At 27.3% G+C, this 22,594-nt stretch carries 23 protein-coding genes; 14 read left to right on the plus strand and 9 right to left on the minus strand.

Going from position 1 to position 22,594, the window contains the following annotated elements; translation table 11 throughout:
- Together SPJ33_RS05635 and SPJ33_RS05640 are read left to right on the plus strand one after the other, a co-directional pair.
- On the plus strand, nucleotides 1-514 hold a 514-nt coding region (locus SPJ33_RS05635), incomplete at its 5' end, for a restriction endonuclease (protein ID WP_321116996.1).
- Between the two features lie 179 nt (nucleotides 515-693).
- On the plus strand, nucleotides 694-2,340 hold the full coding sequence (locus SPJ33_RS05640) for a type IA DNA topoisomerase (protein ID WP_414627212.1): 1,647 nt from the start codon (nucleotides 694-696) through the stop codon (nucleotides 2,338-2,340).
- Nucleotides 2,341-2,395: 55 nt separating this feature from the next.
- On the opposite strand, the gene SPJ33_RS05645 is transcribed toward SPJ33_RS05640, so the two are convergent.
- The 6 genes from SPJ33_RS05645 to SPJ33_RS05670 form a co-directional block, all read right to left on the minus strand.
- Entirely contained in the window at nucleotides 2,396-3,124 is a 729-nt protein-coding gene (locus SPJ33_RS05645; protein WP_321116997.1) for an LrgB family protein, read from the minus strand.
- A gap of 1 nt (nucleotide 3,125) precedes the next feature.
- Nucleotides 3,126-3,494 (minus strand): CidA/LrgA family protein, encoded by a 369-nt coding sequence (locus SPJ33_RS05650; protein WP_321116998.1) that lies wholly within the window; start codon nucleotides 3,492-3,494, stop codon nucleotides 3,126-3,128.
- Nucleotides 3,495-3,669: 175 nt separating this feature from the next.
- Nucleotides 3,670-4,455 carry an ABC transporter permease gene (locus SPJ33_RS05655; RefSeq protein WP_321117062.1) on the minus strand — a complete coding sequence of 262 codons (786 nt, stop codon included), beginning with the start codon at nucleotides 4,453-4,455 and terminating at the stop codon, nucleotides 3,670-3,672.
- Entirely contained in the window at nucleotides 4,451-5,215 is a 765-nt protein-coding gene (locus SPJ33_RS05660; protein WP_321116999.1) for an ABC transporter ATP-binding protein, read from the minus strand. The genes SPJ33_RS05655 and SPJ33_RS05660 overlap by 5 nt, the downstream gene beginning before the upstream one ends.
- A 97-nt stretch (nucleotides 5,216-5,312) precedes the next feature.
- Nucleotides 5,313-6,335 (minus strand): ABC transporter substrate-binding protein, encoded by a 1,023-nt coding sequence (locus tag SPJ33_RS05665; protein WP_321117000.1) that lies wholly within the window; start codon nucleotides 6,333-6,335, stop codon nucleotides 5,313-5,315.
- 96 nt (nucleotides 6,336-6,431) lie between these two features.
- Nucleotides 6,432-7,403, minus strand: coding sequence for an acyltransferase family protein (locus SPJ33_RS05670; RefSeq protein WP_321117001.1), 972 nt, complete (start codon nucleotides 7,401-7,403; stop codon nucleotides 6,432-6,434).
- Between the two features lie 168 nt (nucleotides 7,404-7,571).
- Here SPJ33_RS05670 and ppaX point away from each other — a divergent pair, with 168 nt between their 5' ends.
- Genes ppaX through SPJ33_RS05685 form a run of 3 tightly spaced genes read left to right on the plus strand, consistent with a single transcriptional unit; the run spans nucleotide 7,572 to nucleotide 9,334 of the window.
- Entirely contained in the window at nucleotides 7,572-8,207 is a 636-nt protein-coding gene (gene ppaX / locus SPJ33_RS05675) for a pyrophosphatase PpaX (protein ID WP_321117002.1), read from the plus strand.
- Between the two features lie 21 nt (nucleotides 8,208-8,228).
- Nucleotides 8,229-8,567 (plus strand): arsenate reductase family protein, encoded by a 339-nt coding sequence (locus SPJ33_RS05680; protein WP_321117003.1) that lies wholly within the window; start codon nucleotides 8,229-8,231, stop codon nucleotides 8,565-8,567.
- An 8-nt stretch (nucleotides 8,568-8,575) separates the two neighbouring features.
- On the plus strand, nucleotides 8,576-9,334 hold the full coding sequence (locus SPJ33_RS05685) for a flavin reductase family protein (RefSeq protein ID WP_321117004.1): 759 nt from the start codon (nucleotides 8,576-8,578) through the stop codon (nucleotides 9,332-9,334).
- A gap of 47 nt (nucleotides 9,335-9,381) precedes the next feature.
- On the opposite strand, the gene SPJ33_RS05690 is transcribed toward SPJ33_RS05685, so the two are convergent.
- From SPJ33_RS05690 to SPJ33_RS05700, 3 genes are all read right to left on the minus strand, one after another.
- Nucleotides 9,382-10,689, minus strand: a complete 1,308-nt coding sequence (locus SPJ33_RS05690; protein WP_321117005.1) for a D-alanyl-D-alanine carboxypeptidase family protein — start codon at nucleotides 10,687-10,689, stop codon at nucleotides 9,382-9,384.
- Between the two features lie 183 nt (nucleotides 10,690-10,872).
- Nucleotides 10,873-11,604 (minus strand): type 1 glutamine amidotransferase, encoded by a 732-nt coding sequence (locus SPJ33_RS05695; protein ID WP_321117006.1) that lies wholly within the window; start codon nucleotides 11,602-11,604, stop codon nucleotides 10,873-10,875.
- Between the two features lie 13 nt (nucleotides 11,605-11,617).
- Complete coding sequence (locus tag SPJ33_RS05700) at nucleotides 11,618-12,976, minus strand: Mur ligase family protein (protein WP_321117007.1); 1,359 nt, start codon at nucleotides 12,974-12,976, stop codon at nucleotides 11,618-11,620.
- Nucleotides 12,977-13,242: 266 nt separating this feature from the next.
- Here SPJ33_RS05700 and SPJ33_RS05705 point away from each other — a divergent pair, with 266 nt between their 5' ends.
- From SPJ33_RS05705 to SPJ33_RS05745, 9 genes are all read left to right on the plus strand, one after another.
- A complete protein-coding gene (locus SPJ33_RS05705; protein WP_321117008.1) occupies nucleotides 13,243-14,220 on the plus strand; it encodes a type I phosphomannose isomerase catalytic subunit in 978 nt (325 codons plus the stop codon).
- Between the two features lie 134 nt (nucleotides 14,221-14,354).
- Entirely contained in the window at nucleotides 14,355-15,215 is an 861-nt protein-coding gene (locus SPJ33_RS05710; protein ID WP_321117009.1) for an undecaprenyl-diphosphate phosphatase, read from the plus strand.
- Between the two features lie 182 nt (nucleotides 15,216-15,397).
- The gene (locus SPJ33_RS05715; RefSeq protein WP_321117010.1) at nucleotides 15,398-16,498 is read left to right on the plus strand and encodes a 6-phosphofructokinase; all 1,101 of its coding nucleotides are present in this window, start codon (nucleotides 15,398-15,400) and stop codon (nucleotides 16,496-16,498) included.
- Between the two features lie 139 nt (nucleotides 16,499-16,637).
- The gene (locus tag SPJ33_RS05720) at nucleotides 16,638-17,417 is read left to right on the plus strand and encodes a serine hydrolase (RefSeq protein WP_321117011.1); all 780 of its coding nucleotides are present in this window, start codon (nucleotides 16,638-16,640) and stop codon (nucleotides 17,415-17,417) included.
- 407 nt (nucleotides 17,418-17,824) lie between these two features.
- Complete coding sequence (locus SPJ33_RS05725) at nucleotides 17,825-18,808, plus strand: linear amide C-N hydrolase (RefSeq protein WP_321117012.1); 984 nt, start codon at nucleotides 17,825-17,827, stop codon at nucleotides 18,806-18,808.
- Between the two features lie 110 nt (nucleotides 18,809-18,918).
- Entirely contained in the window at nucleotides 18,919-19,962 is a 1,044-nt protein-coding gene (locus tag SPJ33_RS05730) for a TDT family transporter (protein WP_321117013.1), read from the plus strand.
- Nucleotides 19,963-20,251: 289 nt separating this feature from the next.
- Nucleotides 20,252-21,175: an aspartate carbamoyltransferase gene (gene pyrB / locus SPJ33_RS05735; RefSeq protein WP_321117014.1), complete on the plus strand. Its 924-nt coding sequence runs from the start codon at nucleotides 20,252-20,254 to the stop codon at nucleotides 21,173-21,175.
- 1 nt (nucleotide 21,176) lies between these two features.
- Nucleotides 21,177-21,374: a hypothetical protein gene (locus tag SPJ33_RS05740; protein ID WP_321117015.1), complete on the plus strand. Its 198-nt coding sequence runs from the start codon at nucleotides 21,177-21,179 to the stop codon at nucleotides 21,372-21,374.
- Between the two features lie 21 nt (nucleotides 21,375-21,395).
- Nucleotides 21,396-22,592 (plus strand): dihydroorotase, encoded by a 1,197-nt coding sequence (locus tag SPJ33_RS05745; protein ID WP_321117016.1) that lies wholly within the window; start codon nucleotides 21,396-21,398, stop codon nucleotides 22,590-22,592.
- The last annotated feature ends 2 nt before the right edge of the window (nucleotides 22,593-22,594 follow it).

Consider the following 22,594-nt stretch of genomic DNA (forward strand, 5'->3'; position numbering starts at 1 on the left):
TAATAAAGAAATAGATATTGTGGAAAAGGTAAAATATTTTAATAAAATAGATAAGATCTTAAATACTTGTGAAAATACTGGAAAAGGATTCATGTATCAGGACTTTATTTTAGTGTTTTTAAGAGAACATGGAATAAGTATAGTACAACAAAATAAAACTCATGATGGTGGATTAGATATAATAGGAACAAAAAAGATATGCGTTATAGATAATATTTATGCAACTCTAAATATATATGGACAAATTAAATTTTATAATGGGGTTGTTACACTAAATGAAATTAAACAATTAGTTAAAGATAAGATTTATAGAGTTTTATATGAAAAAAACAATATAATGGAATGTAATAAAGCAATGTTTATTAGTCATAAAGGTTTTTCTAATAATGCAAGAGAGTTTGCAAAGAACAATGAGATTATATTACTTGATACAGAAGAAATTTTAACACAAATATTTATTAGTAAAAAAAATTTGAGCTTAAAAATTATTGATAAATATAGTAAAGATAAATAAATTTTAAATATATTATTAAATTGTGTGTGTAAAAAAAATATATTTTAAGTAATTATATTTTTTATAAGGATTTATAAATAAATTTTATATTTTTTATGTGTGTGTAAAAATAAAAAGATAAGTAAAACACTAATAAATGAGAGTATATCTAAGTTTTAAGTGTTTACACAAATGTATAAGTGAGTATAGGGGAAGGAGAGTATATCTATCGATTAGTTGATGATTTATCTGGAAATCCACAAAAAGAAAAATTACGTGTATGGATTGATTCTCAAACAGAAGAAGAAATAAAAAGAGGTATAAAAGAAGCAAAACCTCTAGATGAATATGATTCTTTAGCACATTCAGCATATTTAAGAGCAAAGGAAGATTACATAATAGGAATTAATTTCTCAAGGTTACTAACACTTATATATGGAAGGCAAGTATCTAACATATTAAAAAAAGATAAAAATTCAGTTGTAGCTGTTGGAAGAGTTATGAGCTGCGTATTAGGTATGGTTGTTGATAGAGAAAGAGAAATCAGGAATTTTAAAAAGACATCATTTTATAAAATATCAGGAAGCTTTAGTCGTAAAGAAAAAGAAGAAGATATACAAGGTGAATGGAAGGCTTTAGAGAAATCTAAATATAAAGATTCACCTAAGTTATATAATGAAGGTGGATTTAAGAAAAAAGAAGATTGTAAACTTCTTATAAAAGAGCTAGAAAAGTTAGAAGAAGGAATAATTTCAAATATAAAAAAGACTAAGGAAAATAAAAATGCACCACTTTTATTTAACTTAGCTGAGCTTCAAAATGAATGTTCTAAGAAGTTTAAGATAAGTCCAGATGAAACTTTAAAGCATCTTCAAACTTTATATGAGAAAAAGATGGTTACATATCCTAGAACTGATGCTAGAGTTTTATCTACAGCAGTTGCAAAAGAAATTAAAAAAACAATAATTAAGTTATCTAATATGGAGATTGGAGAAGAGATAAAAGGCTTTATTAATACTATATTAGAGAAAAACTTTGATAAGACAATTATAAAAAGTAAGTATGTTGATGATAAGAAAATAACAGATCACTATGCTATAATTCCTACTGGTGAGGGTAACTTTACTATAAATTCATTAAAAGAAATAGAAAGAAAGATATATTTTTTAATACTTAGAAGATTTATAGCTATATTTTACCCTAAAGCGCAATATAGTAAGCAAGCTATAACTATAACTGTAGGTGATGAGCCTTTTTATATAACTAAAAAGGTTTGTGTTGAAAGAGGATATTTAGATGTTTTAGAGAGTAAAAAAGAAAAAGAAATTGATGAATTTCCAAAAGATTTAAAAAAGGGTGAAAAGGTAAATATAAACTTCTTAGAAATGAAAGAAGGGGAGACTAGTCCTCCTAAAAGATTTTCAACAGGATCAATAATAATAGCAATGGAAAATGCAGGTAAGCTTATAGAAGATGAAGAATTAAGAGAGCATATAAAAGGTGCAGGTATTGGTACATCAGCAACTAGAGCTGAGATATTAAAGAAATTAATAAATATTGATTATATTAAATCAAATAATAAAACACAAATTTTAACTCCGACAGAACTTGGGGAAATGATTTATGAAGTAATAAATGTTTCTATACCATCTCTTTTAAATCCAAAGCTTACGGCATCATGGGAAAAAGGTTTAAAACTTGTGTATGAAAAAAGCATAGAGCCTGAAGAATTTATGCTTAAATTAGAAGCATATACAAGAAAATCAACATATACAGTTTTTAAAGATAATAAATTAGCATTATTAAATAGAAAACTTTTAGAAGTTAAAAATGTATATAACAATTAAAATTTATAAAAAAAGAAACCTAAAGATTAGGTTTCTTTTTTTATATCTATACTTTTTAATGGAATAATAAATTGTATACAGATACTGCAATATTAAATGCTAAAGGTGCAATAAACACTGTCATTGTACCTGAAATACCTATTGAAAGTGAACTCATAGCACCTTCAGTTTCTCCGATTTCTAATGCTTTTGTAGTACCGATAGCATGTGATGCTGTACCAAGAGAAATACCAACTGCAATTTTATTTCTTATTCTAAATATCTTTAATATTGTAGGTCCAATTATTGCACCGATTATTCCGGATAAGATAATTGCAAGTACAGTAACTGGTACTATTCCGTTAAGTTGTGCACTTATAGCCATACCTATTGGAGTTGTTACAGACTTAGGTATTAATGATTTAACTATTGATATATTAAGTCCTAGTAAGTGTGATAATAATATTATTGAAAAAATTCCGATAAGTGTTCCAAAGAATATTCCAATAAATATGGCGATTGCATTTTTCTTTAATGCTTCTATTTGTTTATAAAGAGGAACTGCTAATACTACTGTTGCAGGTCCAAGGAACATATTTATAAATTTACCACCTTGATTATATGTATCAAAGTCTATGTGGAATACTTTTAAAAATAAAATTACAAGAATTATTGCTATAAGTAGTGGATTAAATATAGGTATTTTTGTCTTTTTGTAGATAAACATTCCAATCTCAAATGCGATAAGAGAAAGGAAAATACTAAAAAGTATAAGTATGTTTTTATCGCTTAATAATGCATTCATCCTATTGTTCTCCTTTCTTTTTCTTGTTTAATAGGTTAACTATAAATTGTACAATCAAACCAGTTGAAGCAATAACTATTGCTGTAGTAACTATACAAACTATTATGATTTGTATTATACTTGATTTTAAAAGTCCAAGAGAAGTCATTAAGTTAACTCCTGCAGGAATAAAGAAAAAGGCTAAATGGTCTAAAAAGAAAGTTGATACTGTATCTACTTGTTCAACTTTTATTATTTTTGTACAAAGTGCTACTAGAAGTAATAATAGACCTATTATGTTTCCTGGAATTGGAATGCCAGTTAAGGAAACTATCGCATCCCCTATTAAACATATTGCAAATATGATAAGTGCTTCTCTAAATAATTTCAAGTCAATCTCCCCTTAGTATTATGTATTACTATATAAATGTATCACTTTAGAGAAATTAAGTAAACAGTTGATTAAGCTAGAAAAATCAAGGGTTTGCAAGTTACAAATATTTACAAACCCTTTATAAATGTTAATGAAAATGTTATCAATAGGATATCTTTTTAAATATTGTTAATTATTTTTTTACATATTTATTCTCAATAATAGCTACAAATTTATACATTATAAAAGCGATTATGGAAAGAATTACAATACTCATCATTACCATATCAAGCTGTGATATTTGTCCACCATAAACTATTAAAAAACCAAGTCCTTTTCGTGCAACTAAAAATTCTCCCATTATAACACCTACCCATGATAATCCAACATTTATTTTTAGTGCTGATATTAATGTTGGTATACTATAGGGGAATATTAGATATCTTAATATTTGAAATTTTGATGCTTGGAATGTCTCCATAAGTAATAGTTTTTCTTTATCTATTTCATTAAATCCAGTATATACGCTTATAATTGTTGTAACAACTGATATAAGAAGTGCAATTACAATTATAGCAGTTATACCATTACCAGCCCAGAAGATGATTATTGGGGCAAGGGCAACCTTTGGAAGGGCATTTAAAACAACTATATAAGGATCTAATACTTTTGAAGTAAATGGACACCACCAAAGAATAATTGCAATGATAGTTCCTATAATAGTTCCTAAGATAAATCCAATAATTGTTTCATAACAAGTGATAGCAATATGACTCCATATAGTTCCATCAGAAATAAAAGACAAAAGAGATGAAAATATCCTAGATGGTGAAGATGTTAAGAATGGATCTATAAATTTATAATCAGCTAAAACTTCCCATAATATTAAAAAGAATAGTAATATAAATATTCTAAAAAGAGATATTTTAAGTTTATCTTTCTTTAATTTCTTTAAATAAAGCTCGTGTTCTTTACTAATCACTATCATCCAGCTCCTTCCATAGTAAATCAAAGTAGTTTTTAAATTCTGATTCTTTTCTTCTATTAAATGGAGTTAAAGGATCATTTTTAAAAGATATTTCTATTTCTCTTTTTATAACAGAGGGTCTTTTACTTAACACAATTATTCTATTTGATGTAGATATAGCTTCACCGATATCATGTGTTACCATAATTACAGTTTTTCCTTCAAGCTTTATTATCTGATGAATTTCATCACAAACATTAAGTCTTGTTTGATAATCTAAAGCAGAGAAAGGCTCATCTAAGAATAAAATTTTAGGATTTAATGCAAGTGTTCTAATTAAAGCAACTTTTTGACGCATACCACCTGATAATTCAGTAGGCTTATGATCTTTAAATTTAGTTAAATCATAATTATCTAATAAAGCTTCAACCCTAGCTATATTTTCATCAGTAAGTAAGCCCTTAATTTTTAATCCAAGTATTACGTTATTCCAAACTGAAGTCCAATCAAAGAGATGATCTTTTTGAAACATATAGCCTATTTTATCTAAGTTATTTCTTATAGGTTCATTATTATAAGTTACAGTGCCACTTGATTGTTTTAATAGGCCACTTATTATATTTAAAAGTGTTGATTTTCCACATCCAGAAGGTCCTAGAATGCTTAAAAAATCTTTATCATTTACTACAAAACTTATATCTTTAATGGCTTCAGTTTCTCCTTTAAGAGAGTGATAGTTCATTTTTATATTATTAATATTTAATAGAGCCAAATAAATTCACCACCTTATTTTATAGAAGATAAAATAGTAATTACTATATGTATAAAGGAGTTATTCCATATAAGGAATAGCTCCTTATTATCATAAATTATTTTTCAGAAGTAACCTTTTTAGAAAATTCATTATTAACTATATCTTCAAATGGTGGCCTTGATTGAATTAAAGAAGAATCATAATCACTTATTATATCCATAAGATGATTTAAGTTTTCTTCATTTACAGTTGGATCATCTGCTATAGCGTCTATTTCCTTATAGTTATCAATAACAGAAATAATTATATCTTTATCAGTACCTGGGAAGAAAGATGAAATAGAATCTGCTATTTCACTAGAAGAATGCTCTTTAAACCAAATTTGGCCTTTATATATAGCACGTGTGAATTTTTCTATTGTATCTTTATTATTATCCATATAAGATTTTGTTGAGAAGAAGCAAGTATAAGCTACTTCACCAGATGATTCACCAATTGATGCAACTATATGACCACTACCTTCTTTTTCAAGCATTGAAGCTGTAGGTTCAAATAATGCTACATAATCTCCAGTACCAGATTTAAAAGCACCAGAAGTTGCTGTAAAATCTAAATTAGTAACCATGTTAACATCTTTTTTAGGAGAGATATTGTTTTTATTTAATACATATTCTAAAGCCATTTCAGGAACACCGCCAGGTCTTCCACCTATTATGTCTTTGCCTTTTAAGTCAGACCATTTAAAGTTTTCATCTTTTTCTCTTGCAACAAGGAAAGAACCATCTCTTTTTGTAAGTTGTGAGAATAAAACAGGATAATCTTCTCTACCTTGATTATAGATATAAATAACTTGTTCTGGTCCACAAAATCCTATATCAGCATTATTAGACAATACATTTTGCATAACCTTATCTGCACCTTGTCCTGTGGATAAATCAATGTTTAAGCCTTCTTCTTCAAAGAAACCTTCATTTATTGCAATATACATTGGTGCATAGAAGACAGAACGTACAACTTCATTAAGACGTACAGTTTTTAGATTTGAATTATCATTTGGTTTTTCACATCCAATAAGACATATGCATGTTATAAGTAAAATTGCTAGGCTAGAAATTAATAAACTAAATTTTCTTTTCATAAGCACTCCTTTTATAACAAAATAATTATCTGTGTTTTATACTATGACAAAAAGTACTAGATTGTTAAAAGATAGAGCAAACTAAGAAAAGCAATATCAAGAGATATTGCTTTTCTTAGTTATATAGAAATTTTTAAGTTTTAAGAATATTGCAGCACATAATATAGTTACTCCAATTATAAGAAGTTCTGATAATATAAGAACAAATAAATTTGAGTATCGTGCTATTCCACGTCCTATTAATATATTACTTATTGCACCATGAAGTAGATATAATACTAATGAATTTTTTCCAATAGGAGAAAAAATTGTTCTAAAATTTGGTATAAGTGTTAATATAAATCCACCAATTAAAAATGCCCCTATATAATGGAAAGCTCTTATACATAATGGGAATAATAAATCATCATAATAAGATGAGTAAGATGATAGTTCAAATAAAAGCTCTATTTTTATAGAATGTGATAAGGCATAAAGTATAATAAGAATTATTATAGAGCCTGCTAAAAGCTTTAATCTATGTTTTTTTAATATATCTACATATTCTTTTTTAAAAGACATTCCAGCTATGAAAAATGGAAAGAAGAAAATTGTTCTTGATATACTACTTAAACTTCCAATTGAATTATCAAATCCTAGAATTAATGAAACAATTATTGAACCAATAAGCCATTTTTTATTATTATCAACGTAATCAGATAATATGTACCAACAAGTTAAAGATAATAAGTACCAAAGAGTCCATTGAGGGTACATAAGTTCAAATTTATAACCATTACATCCTATTATGTATTTATAAAATATTATATAGGCTAATTGGGCAAAGAAATATAGTTTAAATGTTGATTTAACTTTCTGTACGGTTGTCCTTTTACTAAGTCTACAAAAATAACCGGATACGAAAGTAAACATAGGCATATGGAACATATATAAAAATAATATAAAATAGTGAGTGTTTACATTTTGTGGGCTTGCAAGTTCAAGAGAATTACCCGTTATAACGAATAAAATAAGAAGTCCTTTCAAGGTATCAAAATAATAATCTCTATTCTTTAGTTTTAATTCCATTATAATCCTCCAAGTATAAATGTTTACTAGTTTTATATAACAGAAATATAGCATAAATATTAGAATATTACAATTGTAGAAGATTGTCTTTAGAATGATTTAAAGTTAGTAATAAGGTATTATTTTTGATATAATAACCAGTATATAAAAAGAGAGGGGATGGATAAAATGATAAAAGCAGTTTTATTTGACTTAGATGGAACTTTATTAGATACTAATGAATTAATATATAAATCTTTTGATTATACATTTAAAGAAGGGTTAGGACTTACACTTTCAAAAAATGAAATAACATCATATTTTGGTCAACCATTACCATATACTTTCAAAATGTTTACTAAAGATGAAGAAAAGATTGAAAATTTAATACATATGTATAGAGAATATAATGAAAAAATTCATGATAATATGTGTTTTCCTTTTAAAGGAGTACCTAAGCTTTTAGAGGAACTTAAAAATAGAGGTATAAAATTAGCTATAGTTACTTCAAAAAGAGAAAACTTAGCAAGAAGAGGTATGGAGATTGCTGATATAATAAAATATATGGATGTAATAGTTACACCAGAATACACAAAAAAGCATAAGCCAAGTGCAGAACCTGCATTATTTGCTTGCGAAAAATTAGGTGTTGATCCTAAAGATGCATTAATGGTAGGGGATAGTCATTTTGACTTATTATGTGGAAAAGAAGCTGGTTGTAAGACTTGTGGAGTTAAATATACAGCATTAGATTTAAAGAGATTAGAAGAGGTAAAGCCAGATTATTTAATAGATTCTCCAGAAGAAATATTAGAATTATTATAAAGAGAAAGGGGAATATATATTTTGAATATACAGATATTTGGAAGTAAAAAATGTTTTGATACTAAAAAGGCAGAAAGATACTTTAAAGAAAGAAAAATAAAATATTCACTTATAGATATGAAAGAAAAGGGCATAAGTAAAGGTGAATTAAATAATGTAAATAAAGTAATTCAGGTTAATGAATTAATTAATCAAAAAGCTAAAGCGTATAAAACTTCAAATTTAGATAAAATAAGAAGTAATGAAACTAAGCTTGAAATTTTACTTAAAGAACAAAGTTTAATAAAAACACCTATAGTTAGAAATGGAAAATTAGCGACGGTAGGGTATAAACCAGAAGTTTGGAAGGATTGGGAGTAATAAAACATATGAAAAAAAGAGATTTTAAAGGAAGTGTAGTTTTAAATCCAGTTCCAGTAGTATTAATAACATCAAGAAATAAAGAAGGAAAAGATAATGTATTTACTGTAGGATGGGCAGGAACAGTATGCACAAGACCTCCTATGCTATCAATTTCTATAAGGCCTGAGAGACTATCTTATGATTACATAAAAGAGTCAATGGAATTTGTAGTTAATATACCTCATGCAGGTATGACAAAAAAAGTTGATTTTTGTGGAGTTAGAAGTGGTAAAAAGATAGATAAAATAAAAGAAATGAATTTTACTATGAGAGAATGTGACAACATAAATGTTGCATATATTGAGGAATGTCCAATAAATATTGAATGTAGAGTAAGACAAATAATTCCTTTTGGAAGTCATGATATGTTTATTGCTGATGTTTTAAGTTCACATATAAATGAAGATCTTATAGATGAAAAGGGTAAGATTCATTTTGAAAAGGGTGATTTAATAGCATATTGCCATGGAGAGTATTATAAGTTACCTAGAACTTCACTTGGATGCTTTGGACATTCAGTAATGAAGAAGAAGCAAACAAAACCAAATGCAAATAAAAGTATTAAAGAAAATAAAGATACAAAAGAAAATAAAAAAACTAATAATTTAGATAAAAAAACAAAGAATAAAAATAAGTCAAAAGTTAAAAGTTTGGGAAATAAAAAAACTAAGTCTAAGTCTTCTAAAAATAATAAAAAGAGTATAAGCAAAAAAAAGAAAAGATAAAAGAGCGGAAGTTAACTTCCGCTCTTTTATCTTACTCTAAGTATAAATTAGTATCTTCTATAGCTGCTATATGTTCTTCCATAACGGCTCTTACGGTTACGTCTACCACCAATAAATTTTATTATTAAAAGTATTAGTAATACTATTACAACTATAACTACAAGTACACCTAAGTAAGCAAATATATTTGCTTTAATTAATTGTCCAGCTGATATTCCAATGCTTCCTTTTAAAGTTGTATGATAATCTTTAACTGATAAGTTTAAATCAACTTCTTTGTGTGAAGCAACAGACCATGCATTTTTATCTTCATTATTAAATGTTATTTCAGCATTTTTATCATTAAATGTATTTTTATAAAGCATAGCATCTTCTGATAATGTTACAGGAGCTTCTATTGTCTTTTCAGGACCAAAGAATCTAAATATTTTATAGTTTAAAGTTACATTTTTTATAGAATCTCCAGCTGATTTAAATACAGATGGTTGTGCAGCATAGCTATAATCCATTATTTTATTCATGTCATTATATCTAGTTGAATCATCAGCACTAACTGCTGAATCTAAAACTATACCAATGATTTCTCTGCCATTTCTGTCATAAACAGCTGATAAACATTCTCCAGCTGCATCAGTTGTACCAGTTTTACCTGCAATATTTCCATCTTTACCTAAATTCTTATTTCTGTTTTCTAATTTAACAGTTTTTCCACCAATAGTAATTGTAGCTTCTTTAGTTTCCATTACTTCTCTAACCCATGGATTGTTAAAAGCAGCTTTAGTAAGTAATGCTAAATCATAAGCTGTTGTATAGTGGTTAGCATTATGTAATCCGTTTGGTGTTGTAAAGTGTGTGTTTTTCATACCAAGCTCTTGAGCTTTTTCATTCATAAGCTTTGTAAAATTATCAACATTTCCAGAAACCTTATCAGCTATCATGTAAGCTGCATCATTTCCTGAGAACATTAATAAACCTTTCATTACATCATCAGCAGTCATTGTATCTCCGACTTTCATAGTAACTCCTGGCCAATTTGAATGTAATGAATAAGCAGGTTGAGATTTTGCAGATTCAGTAAATTTGATTGTATCATATTTTTGAGCATGTTCTGCAAATATTAAAGCAGTTAATAGCTTAGTTATACTTGCAGGATATGCTTTTGCATCTGCATTTTTTGAATAAATAATTTCACCTGTCTTTAAATCCATTGTAATTGCATATTTTGCAGTTATACTTGGATCTTGTAAAGTTTGCGTATCTGCATATGATTTTACTAATCCAAAAGGAGCTAATAAATACATAGCAAAAACAACTACTATTACTTTTAATAGCATACTTTTTTTAGTTAAATTCATTTTTTCACCTCATTCTTTTTTGTTAATGATTAAATAGACATGCATACAAAAAAGTATATCACCTTATTAAAGTAATAACAATAAAGTTTAGGTTAAAATAGAGATTAAAATTATTACAATAAAGTTAAGCAGAAAGTTATATTAAAATTAAAAATAAAAAACCTCTATAAAAGAGGCTTTTTTTTATTTATCTTTATTTTCAAATCTTTTTATTATATTTTCTTTAGCTTTAAGTTCTAATTCATCATTTAGAGGTTCTAAAGTAACATTTTCATACTTATTATTTAAAGCTATCTCTAATAATTTATCTGCAAGTTCAGGATTTTTAGAAAGTAATGATCCGTGGAAATAAGTACAGAAAGTGTTTTTATAAACACAACCTTCATAACCATCTTCACCATTATTTCCGTATCCTTGGATGCATTTACCAAGAGGTTTTAAATTATTTATATAAGTTCTACCTGAGTGATTTTCAAATCCAACGTAAGTTTGAGAAAATTCATCGTTTCTTATTATTGTATCTCCAATAAAACGAGTGTCTCCACCTTCAGTATATATATCAAGTATTTTTAATCCTTCTAATTTTTCTCCATTTGGAGCTCTATAATAATTTCCAAGAAGTTGATAGCCACCACATATAGCTAATAATACTTTAGAATCTTCTACATATTTAGTTAAATCTTCTTTTTTATTTTTCATTAAGTCAGCTGAAACTATTGATTGTTCATAGTCTTGGCCACCACCAAAGAAAACTATATCATAATTTTCTCCATCAAATTTATCATTTACAGATATATCTATAACATTTACTTTTATTCCACGAGCTTCAGCTCTTGATTTAAGTATTAATATATTTCCTACATCACCATAAACATTTAATAAATCAGGATAAAGGTGACAAATATTTAATTCCATAAAAATACCTCCTTTACCAAAGCTTTTGTATATAGCCTTTTGAATGTAGATGCTTTCTATAATTAATCATTGCAGTATAAGTTGCAAGTATATAGATGTTTTTATCTTTACATTCTTTAAGCTTGTTAGTTAATTTTTCATAATCTTCTTCTATTATAAACTTGTTAGCATCAAGTCCAGCAGTTTTAAGTCTAACTGCCATATCATACATTCTCATACCTGAGATATAAACATTATTTATTGGAAGTTTTGGAAGTCTTTCAAAATCAACATCCCAAATCCAAGATACATCTCTTCCATCTGCATAATTATCATTTAGCATAAATAGAGCAGAGAATGGTTCTTTATTTAAGCATAAAGTATCGATTGCTTGGTTATAACCTGCAGGATTTTTTACAAGTATTATTTTAACATTTTTATCATCAATTTTAATAACTTCTTGTCTACCAAAACTTGAATCTTGCTTTCCTAAAGATTTTGCAATTACTTCATCTGGTACCCCAAGTTCTTTTGTTATTGAATAAGCACAAAGTGCGTTATATATGTTATAAGCTCCAGATTGACTTATTGTAATTGGAGTGTTATTTATAACAACTCTTGAGTATTCAGGAGTAACTTCTATTATTTCATTAACTTTATACTTTAAAGGAGGTCTTTTATATCCACAATTAGGGCAATAGAAATCTCCTAAGTGATTATATGTAATAAAGTTATAGCTATATGGAGATTTACAGAATTTACAGAATTTAGAATCAGCGTTTACATCAAGCTTTGTATCTTCTTGTACTGGTACGCTAAATCCATAAAATTCTGTAGGATTTTTAACATCTAATTTGCCAAGTAAAGATTCATCCCCATTTAAGATAAGTTTTGTTTTAGGAGCTTTAACTACTCCTTCAAGGATTTTTGTAAGAGTTGTGTATACTTCACCATATCTATCTAGCTGATCTCTAAATAAATTAGTTACAGTTAAAAGCTCAGGAGTTATGTATTCAGTAATAAACTTAACATTAGCTTCATCAACTTCTATAACTGCATATTTTGATGTGTTTTTGTCTCCAAATTTAAAGTTATCAATAAAGCAGGAAACAATTCCAGGGAAAAGATTTGCACCTGTATTATTAGTTATTACTTTAAATCCATTTTCTTTAAGTATGTTTGTAATCATACTTGTAGTTGTTGTTTTACCGTTTGTACCAGTTATAAGAATAACTTTATATCCTTTAGAAACAGTTTTTAAGATGTTTCTATCTAACTTTAAAGCAACTCTACCTGGGAAGGTACTACCACCTTTTAAAAAGTTCTTTGAAATAAAAAGTACTATTTTACTAGAAATAATACTTATAAATGATTTTATATTAATAATATTCACCACCCTATAATTAATAAAAATTTATAACTATCATATAAATAATAATTAGTATAACACAAAATTATATTACAGCGAAATATTAATAAATACAATAAAAATTAACATTAAAATAAATAAAAAAATTTATCTTAAAAGTAATTTGTAAATGTAATTTTCATAAAAATGTTGAGTAAACTTTGTAATTGGAGTATTATACTATTGGTTCAAGAATATGTAATTATATACATAATAAATAGATTAATGGAAATAGAAAAGGAGTGATTATAATGTATCCAATTAAATTTGAAAATTTATATTACGATAAGATATGGGGAGGAAGAGAGCTAGAAAGCTTTAGAGATAATTTACCAGATGGTAAAATAGGAGAATCATGGGATATTGCTTGTCATAGAAATGGAACTGGTATTGTTGAAAATGGAGAATTTAAAGGTATTAAATTTGATGAACTTATAAAAAAATTAGGGCATAAATTATTAGGTGATAAAATAAAAACTGATACTTTCCCATTATTAATAAAGCTTATAAGTGCAAATGATAAGTTATCAGTTCAAGTACATCCAGGAGATGAATATGCAAAGATAGCAGAAAATGATCTTGGAAAAACAGAAGCTTGGTATGTTGTTAGCGCAAAAGAAGGAGCATCACTTATAGTTGGAACAAAAAATTGTGACAAAAAGACTTTTGAAGAAGCTATCAAAAAGGGTGATTTAACTCCATATTTAAATGAAATCCCTGTAAAAAAAGGCGATATGTTTTATATAAAAAGTGGATTAGTTCATGCTATTTGTGAAGGCGTTGTAATAGCTGAAATACAACAAAGCAGTGATACAACTTATAGAGTTTATGATTATGGAAGAGGAAGAGAAATACATGTAAAGAAAGCACTAGATGTTATTGATTTTTCATTAAAAGGAGAAAATATAAAAGGAATTACAATCCATGAAGATGGATATGATAAGACAGTTCTTTGTGTTAGTAAATATTTTGCAATAGAAAAATATGAAATAAAAGAAAGTGCGAAAGAAGAAAGTGATAAAGATAGATTCTATTTATTTACTTGTGTTGATGGAAGTGGAGAAATAATTTGGGATAATAAATCACTAGAAATTAAAATGGGAGATAGCATACTTATTCCAGCATATCTTGGAGAGTATGAACTAAAAGGAAACTTTACTTTACTAAAGAGCTTTGAACCAGATATTGAAAAAGAAAAAGATGAAATATTAGATAATGTTTTAAAATAATAAATAGTACTTAATTTTTTACTTTCCCATATTTTCTTAAAATTTACTTAATTAAGTGATTGGATATAGACAACCACTGATAATATACTTATAATTAAAAAGTCAATAATATTTTTGAAAGTGAGTGAAAATCAGTGGGAATAGATTTACTATTGATATTTAAAGCAATAATTATTGCTATAGTAGAAGGTCTTACGGAATTTGTTCCAGTATCATCAACAGGACATATGATACTAGTTGGAAACTTAATTGATTTTACAGGTCCATTTGCTGATATGTTTGAAGTTGTTATACAACTTGGAGCAATTTTAGCAGTTGTTGTACTATTTTGGGAAAAAATTAGTACAAGTGTAGTAGAATTCTTTAAGTTTATTTTTACAAAAGGAAAAGAAGGAAAAACAGGTTTTAGATTTGGAATTAATGTAATTGTTGGATCAATACCAGCACTTATAGTTGGATTATTACTTCATGATAAGATTAAGTCTTTATTTACTCCAAGAGCTGTTATATACGGATTTATAGTTGGGGGTATCTTATTACTAGTTATAGAAAATATCTATAGAAAAAGAAAGCCTAAGGCAAATGATATAGATAGTATTACACCTAAAGAAGCTTTGATAGTTGGTGTAGCTCAATGCTTTGCTATGTGGCCTGGAATGTCAAGAAGTGCTTCTACTATAATGGGTGGTTGGATAGCAGGGCTTTCAACTCCGATTGCAGCAGAATTCTCATTCTTCTTAGCAATTCCAGCTATGATTGGTTCAAGCGGGCTTGATATGTTAAAGTTTGATTATTCAGAAATGAATTCAACAAAATGGATAGCACTAGCTGTTGGATTTATTGTAGCATTTATAGTTTCAATAGTAGTTATGGATAAGTTTGTAAGCTACTTAAAGAAAAAGCCAATGAGAGTATTTGCAATATACAGAGTAATAGTAGGTGTAATACTTGCTGTATTAGTATTTGCAGGTTTCATGACTTTACCGGCTTTATAAATAGAATATTTATAATTTAGAAAGTCTAGTTAATGTTTCATTAACTAGACTTTTTTTATACATAATAGATTTATATAAATCATATATTTTAAAAAGTAAATTGAATATTATAAATAAATTAAGTTTTCTCTTTTAAGTTATATAAAAAATAAATTTAATTGTTGGTAGAGGGGGATTTTTAAGTGTCAAAAGGAGTGAAAAAAATAGCTTTATTAACTGGGGGAGGAGATTGTCCTGGATTAAATGCTGTAATTAGGGCAGTAACTAGAACAGCAATTTTAAATTATGGTTATGAAGTTATAGGTTATAAATTTGGTTATCGTGGATTATATAAAAATGACTTTGTTAAATTAACATTAGAATCAGTATCTGGAATACTTCATAGAGGAGGAACTATTTTATATAGTTCAAATAAAGATAATCTTTTTGATTATAATGTTATGGAAAATGGAATAATGGTAAAGAAAGATGTTTCTGATATAGCTGTTGAAAATTTAAAAAGAGAAGGGGTAGATGTATTAGTTGTTATAGGTGGTGATGGTACATTAACTTCAGCAAGAGATTTTGCAAGAAAAGGTATAAAAGTGATAGGAGTTCCAAAGACTATAGATAATGATTTAGCATCAACTGATGTTACATTTGGATTTAATACAGCAATAGATGTAGCAACAGAAGCATTAGATAGACTTCATACAACAGCTGAATCACATCATAGAGTTATGATTTGCGAAGTTATGGGAAGAGGTGCTGGATGGATTGCATTAGAATCTGGAATTGCAGGATCAGCAGATGTAATTTTACTTCCAGAAATCCCATATGATATTAATAAGATAGTTGATAAAGTTAATGAAAGAAACGCAGAAGGCAAACTATTTACAATAATAGTAATAGCTGAAGGTGCTAAACCTAAAGATGGAAATATTGTTATTTCTAAAGTAGTTAGTGATAGTCCAGATCCAATAAGACTTGGAGGAATAGGAAATAAATTAGCTGATGATTTGGAAAAAATAATAAAAGATCATGAGGTAAGATGTACTGTGCTTGGACATATTCAAAGAGGAGGAAATACTTCTACTTATGATAGAATTTTATCAACAAGATATGGGGTAGCAGCAGTTGAAATGATAAATGAAGGTATATTTGGAAATATGGTATGTTTAAAAGGAAATGAAATAACTTATGATAGTTTAGAAAATGTAATAGGTCAAAAAACTAAGCAAGTTGATCCAAATTGCGAATTAGTTAAAATTGCTAAAAAGATAGGAATTTCATTTGGAGATTAATTAAAGAATAATTTTAAGGGTTTAGCATAGCGCTAAATCCTTTATTAGAATAAATTTGTATGATTTAAGGCAAATTTATAATATATTATAATTTTACTAAAAATTGGGGTAAATTTTAATTTTGATATTGGAGGGTATTATGAAAGAAATTAAAAAGTATTTAGAATCAAGAATAGGTAATTATAGTTTCTTCTTTGAAGACCTAAAAAGCGGTTTTGTTTATGGTTATAATGAAAACGTTCAGATGATATCAGCAGGGTGCATGAAATTACCTATATCAATTTCTTTAATAAAAGATGTAGAAAGAGGAAATGTATCTTTTATGGATAAAGTAAAGATAGAAGGAGCAGATAAAGTTTATGGAACTGGTATAATTCATGAATTTAATTCAAGAGATTATACTGTATTTGAACTTTTAGTTGCTATGCTTATTCAAAGTGATAATACGGCAGCCAATAAGATTATTGATATTGTTGGAATGGATAAAATAAACGAAGATATAGGTGAAATGGGTCTAAAAAATACTATCCTAAATAGAAAAACAACTGATGAAAGAACTGGAAAATCAGATATAGAAAATTTAACATCAGCTAGAGATTTATCTAAATTGTGGAAGCATTTATATGAAGGAACTTATTTAAATAGAGAAAATAGTACAATGTTAATAGATATATTAACAAGACAACAAATAAAGAATAAATTAGCCCTTTATATACCAGATGATTTAAAATATGAAATTTCAAGTAAAACTGGTGATAAAAAAGGTGTTGAAAATGATACAGAATTACTTCAGCTTCCTAAAGGAGATTTTACATTTACAGTTCTTTCTACATCAATTCCAAATAGTGTTTATGGAACTGTAACGCTAGCTAAGTGTGGAAAGATGATGTGGGATAATGTAATGAATAATTGGAATTAAATAATTTTTAACTAAAAATAAAATAACAAATATATTAAAATAACTGCTTTGACATTTATATGTTAGTAAGCAGTTTTTTTATAATATAAATTTCAAAATTATAATATTTTGTAACGATAAATTTGTTAATAATAAAAACTATCAGTAAAAAATTACTTTATATGAACTAAAAAATGTTATAGATGTGCAATTAATCAGTATATAAATATGCAAAATTTTCTTATATTTTTATAAAAAGTATCATATTTTCACTATATATTTTCTAATTTTTATTAAAAAATATGCTAATACATATATTTAGGAAAAAATCTAATCATGTTCATATATTAATTTTTTATAAATTGACAATAAATTTTAACAGGTATACTTTTAAGGTACAGATTTAATTGTTTAAGGAGATGATTTAAATGTGTACACATATACATATTTCAAGTAATAAAAATAATCTTTATTGGGGAAGAACTTTAGATACAGGATTCAATCCATTTGATATTGGATCACAAATAAATATTGTTCCTAGAGATTTTGTTTTAGAAACACAAAGTACACCTTGGAAAACAAAGTATTCATTTATAGGAATAAATTTAGCAGGATCTACAGTATACTTTGATGGAGTTAATGAAAAAGGTCTTGCAGGTGGTTTATTATTCTTAAATGCATGTACATTTGATAAGAAAGAAAATATAGAAAAAGAAGGACTTAAAGCCATAAATGCTGGAGAAATAGTTCCTTGGATTTTAAGTAATTTTGAAACTGTAGCTGATATAAGAGAAAGTATATCAAAAGTTGCTGTTACTGCTGATGATATTCCTTCATTAGGAGAATTAGGAAAAGGTAATCCTATGACAGTTCATTATACTTTTACAGATAGAAATGGGGATTCAGTTGTTTTAGAAGCAACAAATAATGGACATTTCCGTGTATTTAATAATACCGTAGGGGTAATGGCTAATGATCCAACATTTGATTGGCATATGACAAACTTAGGAAATTATGTTCAAGTACAAGGTTTTAATAATAATTCAAATAATTTAAATAAGGAAACAACAATTAATCCAATTTCAAATGGTTCAGGTTTACTTGGATTACCAGGTGATTATACTTCACCATCAAGATTTGTACGTGCTGCATACTTAAGAAATCTTATAGATGAAGTTAGTGATGAAGATGCACCAGCTGCTGTATTTAGTGTTTTAAATAGTGTTTGGATTCCAAAGGGAGTTGAACATTTTAATAAAGATAAAGAAGAATCAGACTTTACAAGTTATATGTGCGCATATGACCAAAACTTAGGAAAGTTATATTTACGTGTATGTAATAAAGTTGATACAATGGAATTCTCATTAGATAATATGAAAAATAGTGAAATAGTAAAATATTCAGTTAATTAAATATAAAATTAGTATTTAAGAATAAAAATTAAACGTAAAGAATCTCATATAGGCGTGTAATCTTAGGATATAAGGGGAGACTTATTTAATCTGTATATGGAGGCAATTATATGGGAGAAAAAAAGAGGTTTATTGATAGGCTAGAAAATTATCCAATAGGGATATGTGGGACATCCTTAGGCCTAATAACAGTAAGCTCAGCATGGCAATTAAATGGAATAAGTTTCTTAAAGCCATTAGCAATAATATTTGCAATTGTAGCAATAGCATTAATGATTTTAAGAATAATTATATTTCCTAAAAAAGCTATAGAAGAAATAAAAAATCCAGTTTTAGGAAGTTTTTATCCAACAATAGATATGACCTTAATGCTTATAGCAGCATATTTCTTAAATGTTGCACCAACATTTGCAAAAACATTATGGATTATTTGTATTGTTATACATTTTGTATTATTTGTGCTTTTCTTTACATTTAGAATAAAGAATTTTAAATTTGAAGATATGGTACCAAGTTGGTTTGTAGTATGGGTTGGTGTTGTAGTTGCCAGTGTTACAAGCACAGGAATGGGACATGATAGATTAGCACAATATCTATTTTATTTTGGATTTGTTATATATATAATAACTTGGCCAATAATGTTATATAGAGTATTTAATCATAAAGCTTTAGAAGAACACAAACTACCTACAATAGGAATAATGGCAGCACCTGCTAGCCTTTGCTTAGTTGGATATATTACTGCATTTAAAGTTTTAAATCCTATAATATTAGTTATTTTAACTATTATTTCACTGATAAACTTAATATTAGTTTATACTTATATAATAGGTTTTATAAAGAAAGGATTTGCACCAACATATGCAGCACTTACATTCCCACTTGCAATTAGTATTATGGCTGCTTATAAATTAAGTAATTACTTAATGAAAGTTGGAGTATTTGGATCTTATATATTTAAAGTTATAGGAGATATTGAAATATTTATAGGAACAGCAGTAATATTCTATGTATTATATAACTTTATATTATTGTTAATAACAATTTTAAGTGCAAAAGCAGAAAAAGATTTAGAATCAAAAGAATCTTTAGTTGGAGAAGTTATTAAAGAAGAAACTTTCCCTGAAAATAAAATAGAAGAAGTGATAAAGTAATCTACTCTAGTAATTTTATATTAGAATCTTTAGTATCTTTAATGCTAAAGATTCTTTTTTATATGATTAGAAATTAAATATATTTACATATAACTTTTTATATGATATTATATACAAAAATAACCTTTAACTTGATCCAGAGAGGTCATTAAGGAAGTAATAGTAATACAATTGTATCGTGGGATAACTACGTCTTCCTTAAGTTTTTTAAGGAAGACTTTTTTTATGCAATTGTAAGAAGATATTTCCCTTTTAATTTAACACAGAGAGGTTAAGAAGGAGTGAAAATATGTTAAAAAATAAGCATCTAATAGATCCTATGGACTTTACTATAGGACAATTAGAAGAAATTTTTGAATTAGCACATCAAATAATTAAAGATCCAAAAAAATATTCTCATGTATGTGATGGAAAAATTCTATCAACTCTATTTTATGAACCTAGTACAAGAACAAGATTCAGCTTTGAATCAGCAATGATGAGACTAGGTGGAAACATCTTAGGTTTTTCAGAACCAAATTCAAGTTCAGCCTCAAAGGGAGAGACCCTTGCAGATACAATAAAAATGGTATCAATTTATTCAGACATTATAACTATAAGGCATCCAAAAGAAGGAGCAGCAAAGGTTGCAAGTATGTATGCGGATGTGCCAGTTATAAATGCAGGTGATGGTGGACATCAACATCCAACTCAAACATTAACAGACTTATTAACAATAAAATCATTAAAAGGAAGTCTTTCAAATCAAACTATTGCACTATGTGGAGACTTAAAATATGGAAGAACAGTACATTCACTTATAAAAGCAATGTCTAGGTATGAAAACAATAGATTCATATTAATATCACCCAAAGAGCTAAAAATACCAGAATACATAAAAGAAGGTATATTAAAAAAGAATAACATAGAATTTAAAGAAGTAGAAAAGCTAGATGATGTAATAGATAAAGTAGATATTCTTTATATGACAAGAATTCAAAAAGAAAGATTCTTTGATGAGGAACAATATTTAAGACTTAAAGATAGCTATATTTTAGATATGGACAAGATGCATTTAGCAAAAGAAGATATGATAGTTATGCATCCGCTTCCAAGAGTTAATGAAATATCTAGAGAAGTAGATAAAGATAAAAGAGCCTCATACTTTAAGCAAGCTGAGTATGGAATGTATGTAAGAATGGCTTTAATATGTAAGCTTTTGGGGGTATGTTAGTATGTTGGAATTTAATAAAAATAGAAAGATAGTTAAAAATTTAGAACTTTCAGAAAAGGTTGTAGATGTAATTACTTGCGACAATGTAAGATGCATAACAAGCGATGAAAAGTATATTCCTCAAGTATTTAATCTTGTAGACAAAGAAAAAGGAATTTATACATGTGAATATTGTAATCATAGAGTGAAATTAAGATAAGGATTTAGAGAGGTGCTAATTTTGAATTTACTAATAAAGAATGCAAATATAATTGACTCACACCAAAACTTTTTTGGGGATATTTATATAGAAAATGGGAAGATAAAAGAGATAGGAATAGATATAAATAAAAAGGATGTTGAAGTTATTGATGCAAATGCTTTAACTTTAATGCCATCATTTATAGATACACATGCTCACTTTAGAGATCCAGGACTTACATATAAAGAAGACTTAGAAAGTGGCTCTAAAGCAGCACTAAGAGGAGGATATACAGGAGTTTGTTTAATGGGAAATACTAAGCCTGTATGCTCAAGTAAAGAAGTTTTAGATTATGTAAAAAAGAAGGAAAAAAAATTAAGTTTAATAGATATACATCAATGTGTAACTATAACAAAAAATTTTGATGGGAAAACAATATCTCATCTAGAAGATTTTAAAGGCGATTTTAGAGTTAAAGCTATATCAGATGATGGTGTTGGTGTATCTGATTCAAGAGTTATGATGGAAGCTATGAAAATAGCAAAAGAAAATGATTGGGTAGTTATGTCTCATGCAGAATCTAGTGAATTTTCAGATATAGATATGAGACTTGCAGAAAATATGATGACTTGGAGAGATATAACACTTGCAAAGGTTACAAAAGCTAAACTTCATATGGCACATGTAAGTACTAAAGAAGCTATGAAATATATAATAGATGCAAAATGCAAAGGAATAAATGTAACTTGTGAGGTTACTCCACATCATATAGCTTTAAGTAATGATGTTAGTGATTATAGGGTTAATCCTCCTATAAGAGAAAGGGAAGACGTTGAGTTTTTATTAAAAGCGATAAAACATGGAGATGTAGATTGTATAGCAACAGATCATGCACCGCACACATTTGAGGATAAGAAAAATGGCTCTCCAGGAATGGTAGGATTAGAAACAGCTTTTTCGATATGTTATACAAAGCTTGTAAGAAATGGTGTTATATCTATGAATAAACTATCAGAAATGATGTCAAGAAATCCAGCAAATATATTAAAGATGAATAAAGGAAATATTAGTGTTGGATTAGATGGGGATTTAGTTTTAATAGATCCAAACAAAAAGATAGTTATAAATTCAGAAGAGTTTTATTCAAAGGGAAAGAATACTCCATTTGAAGGAAATGAATTCTATGGGGAAGTAGTTATGACAATAAAAAATGGAAAAGTTTTATATAAAAGGTAGTG

The organism is Clostridium sp. (genome assembly GCF_034179595.1).
In the GTDB taxonomy this organism is placed as follows: domain Bacteria; phylum Bacillota; class Clostridia; order Clostridiales; family Clostridiaceae; genus Clostridium.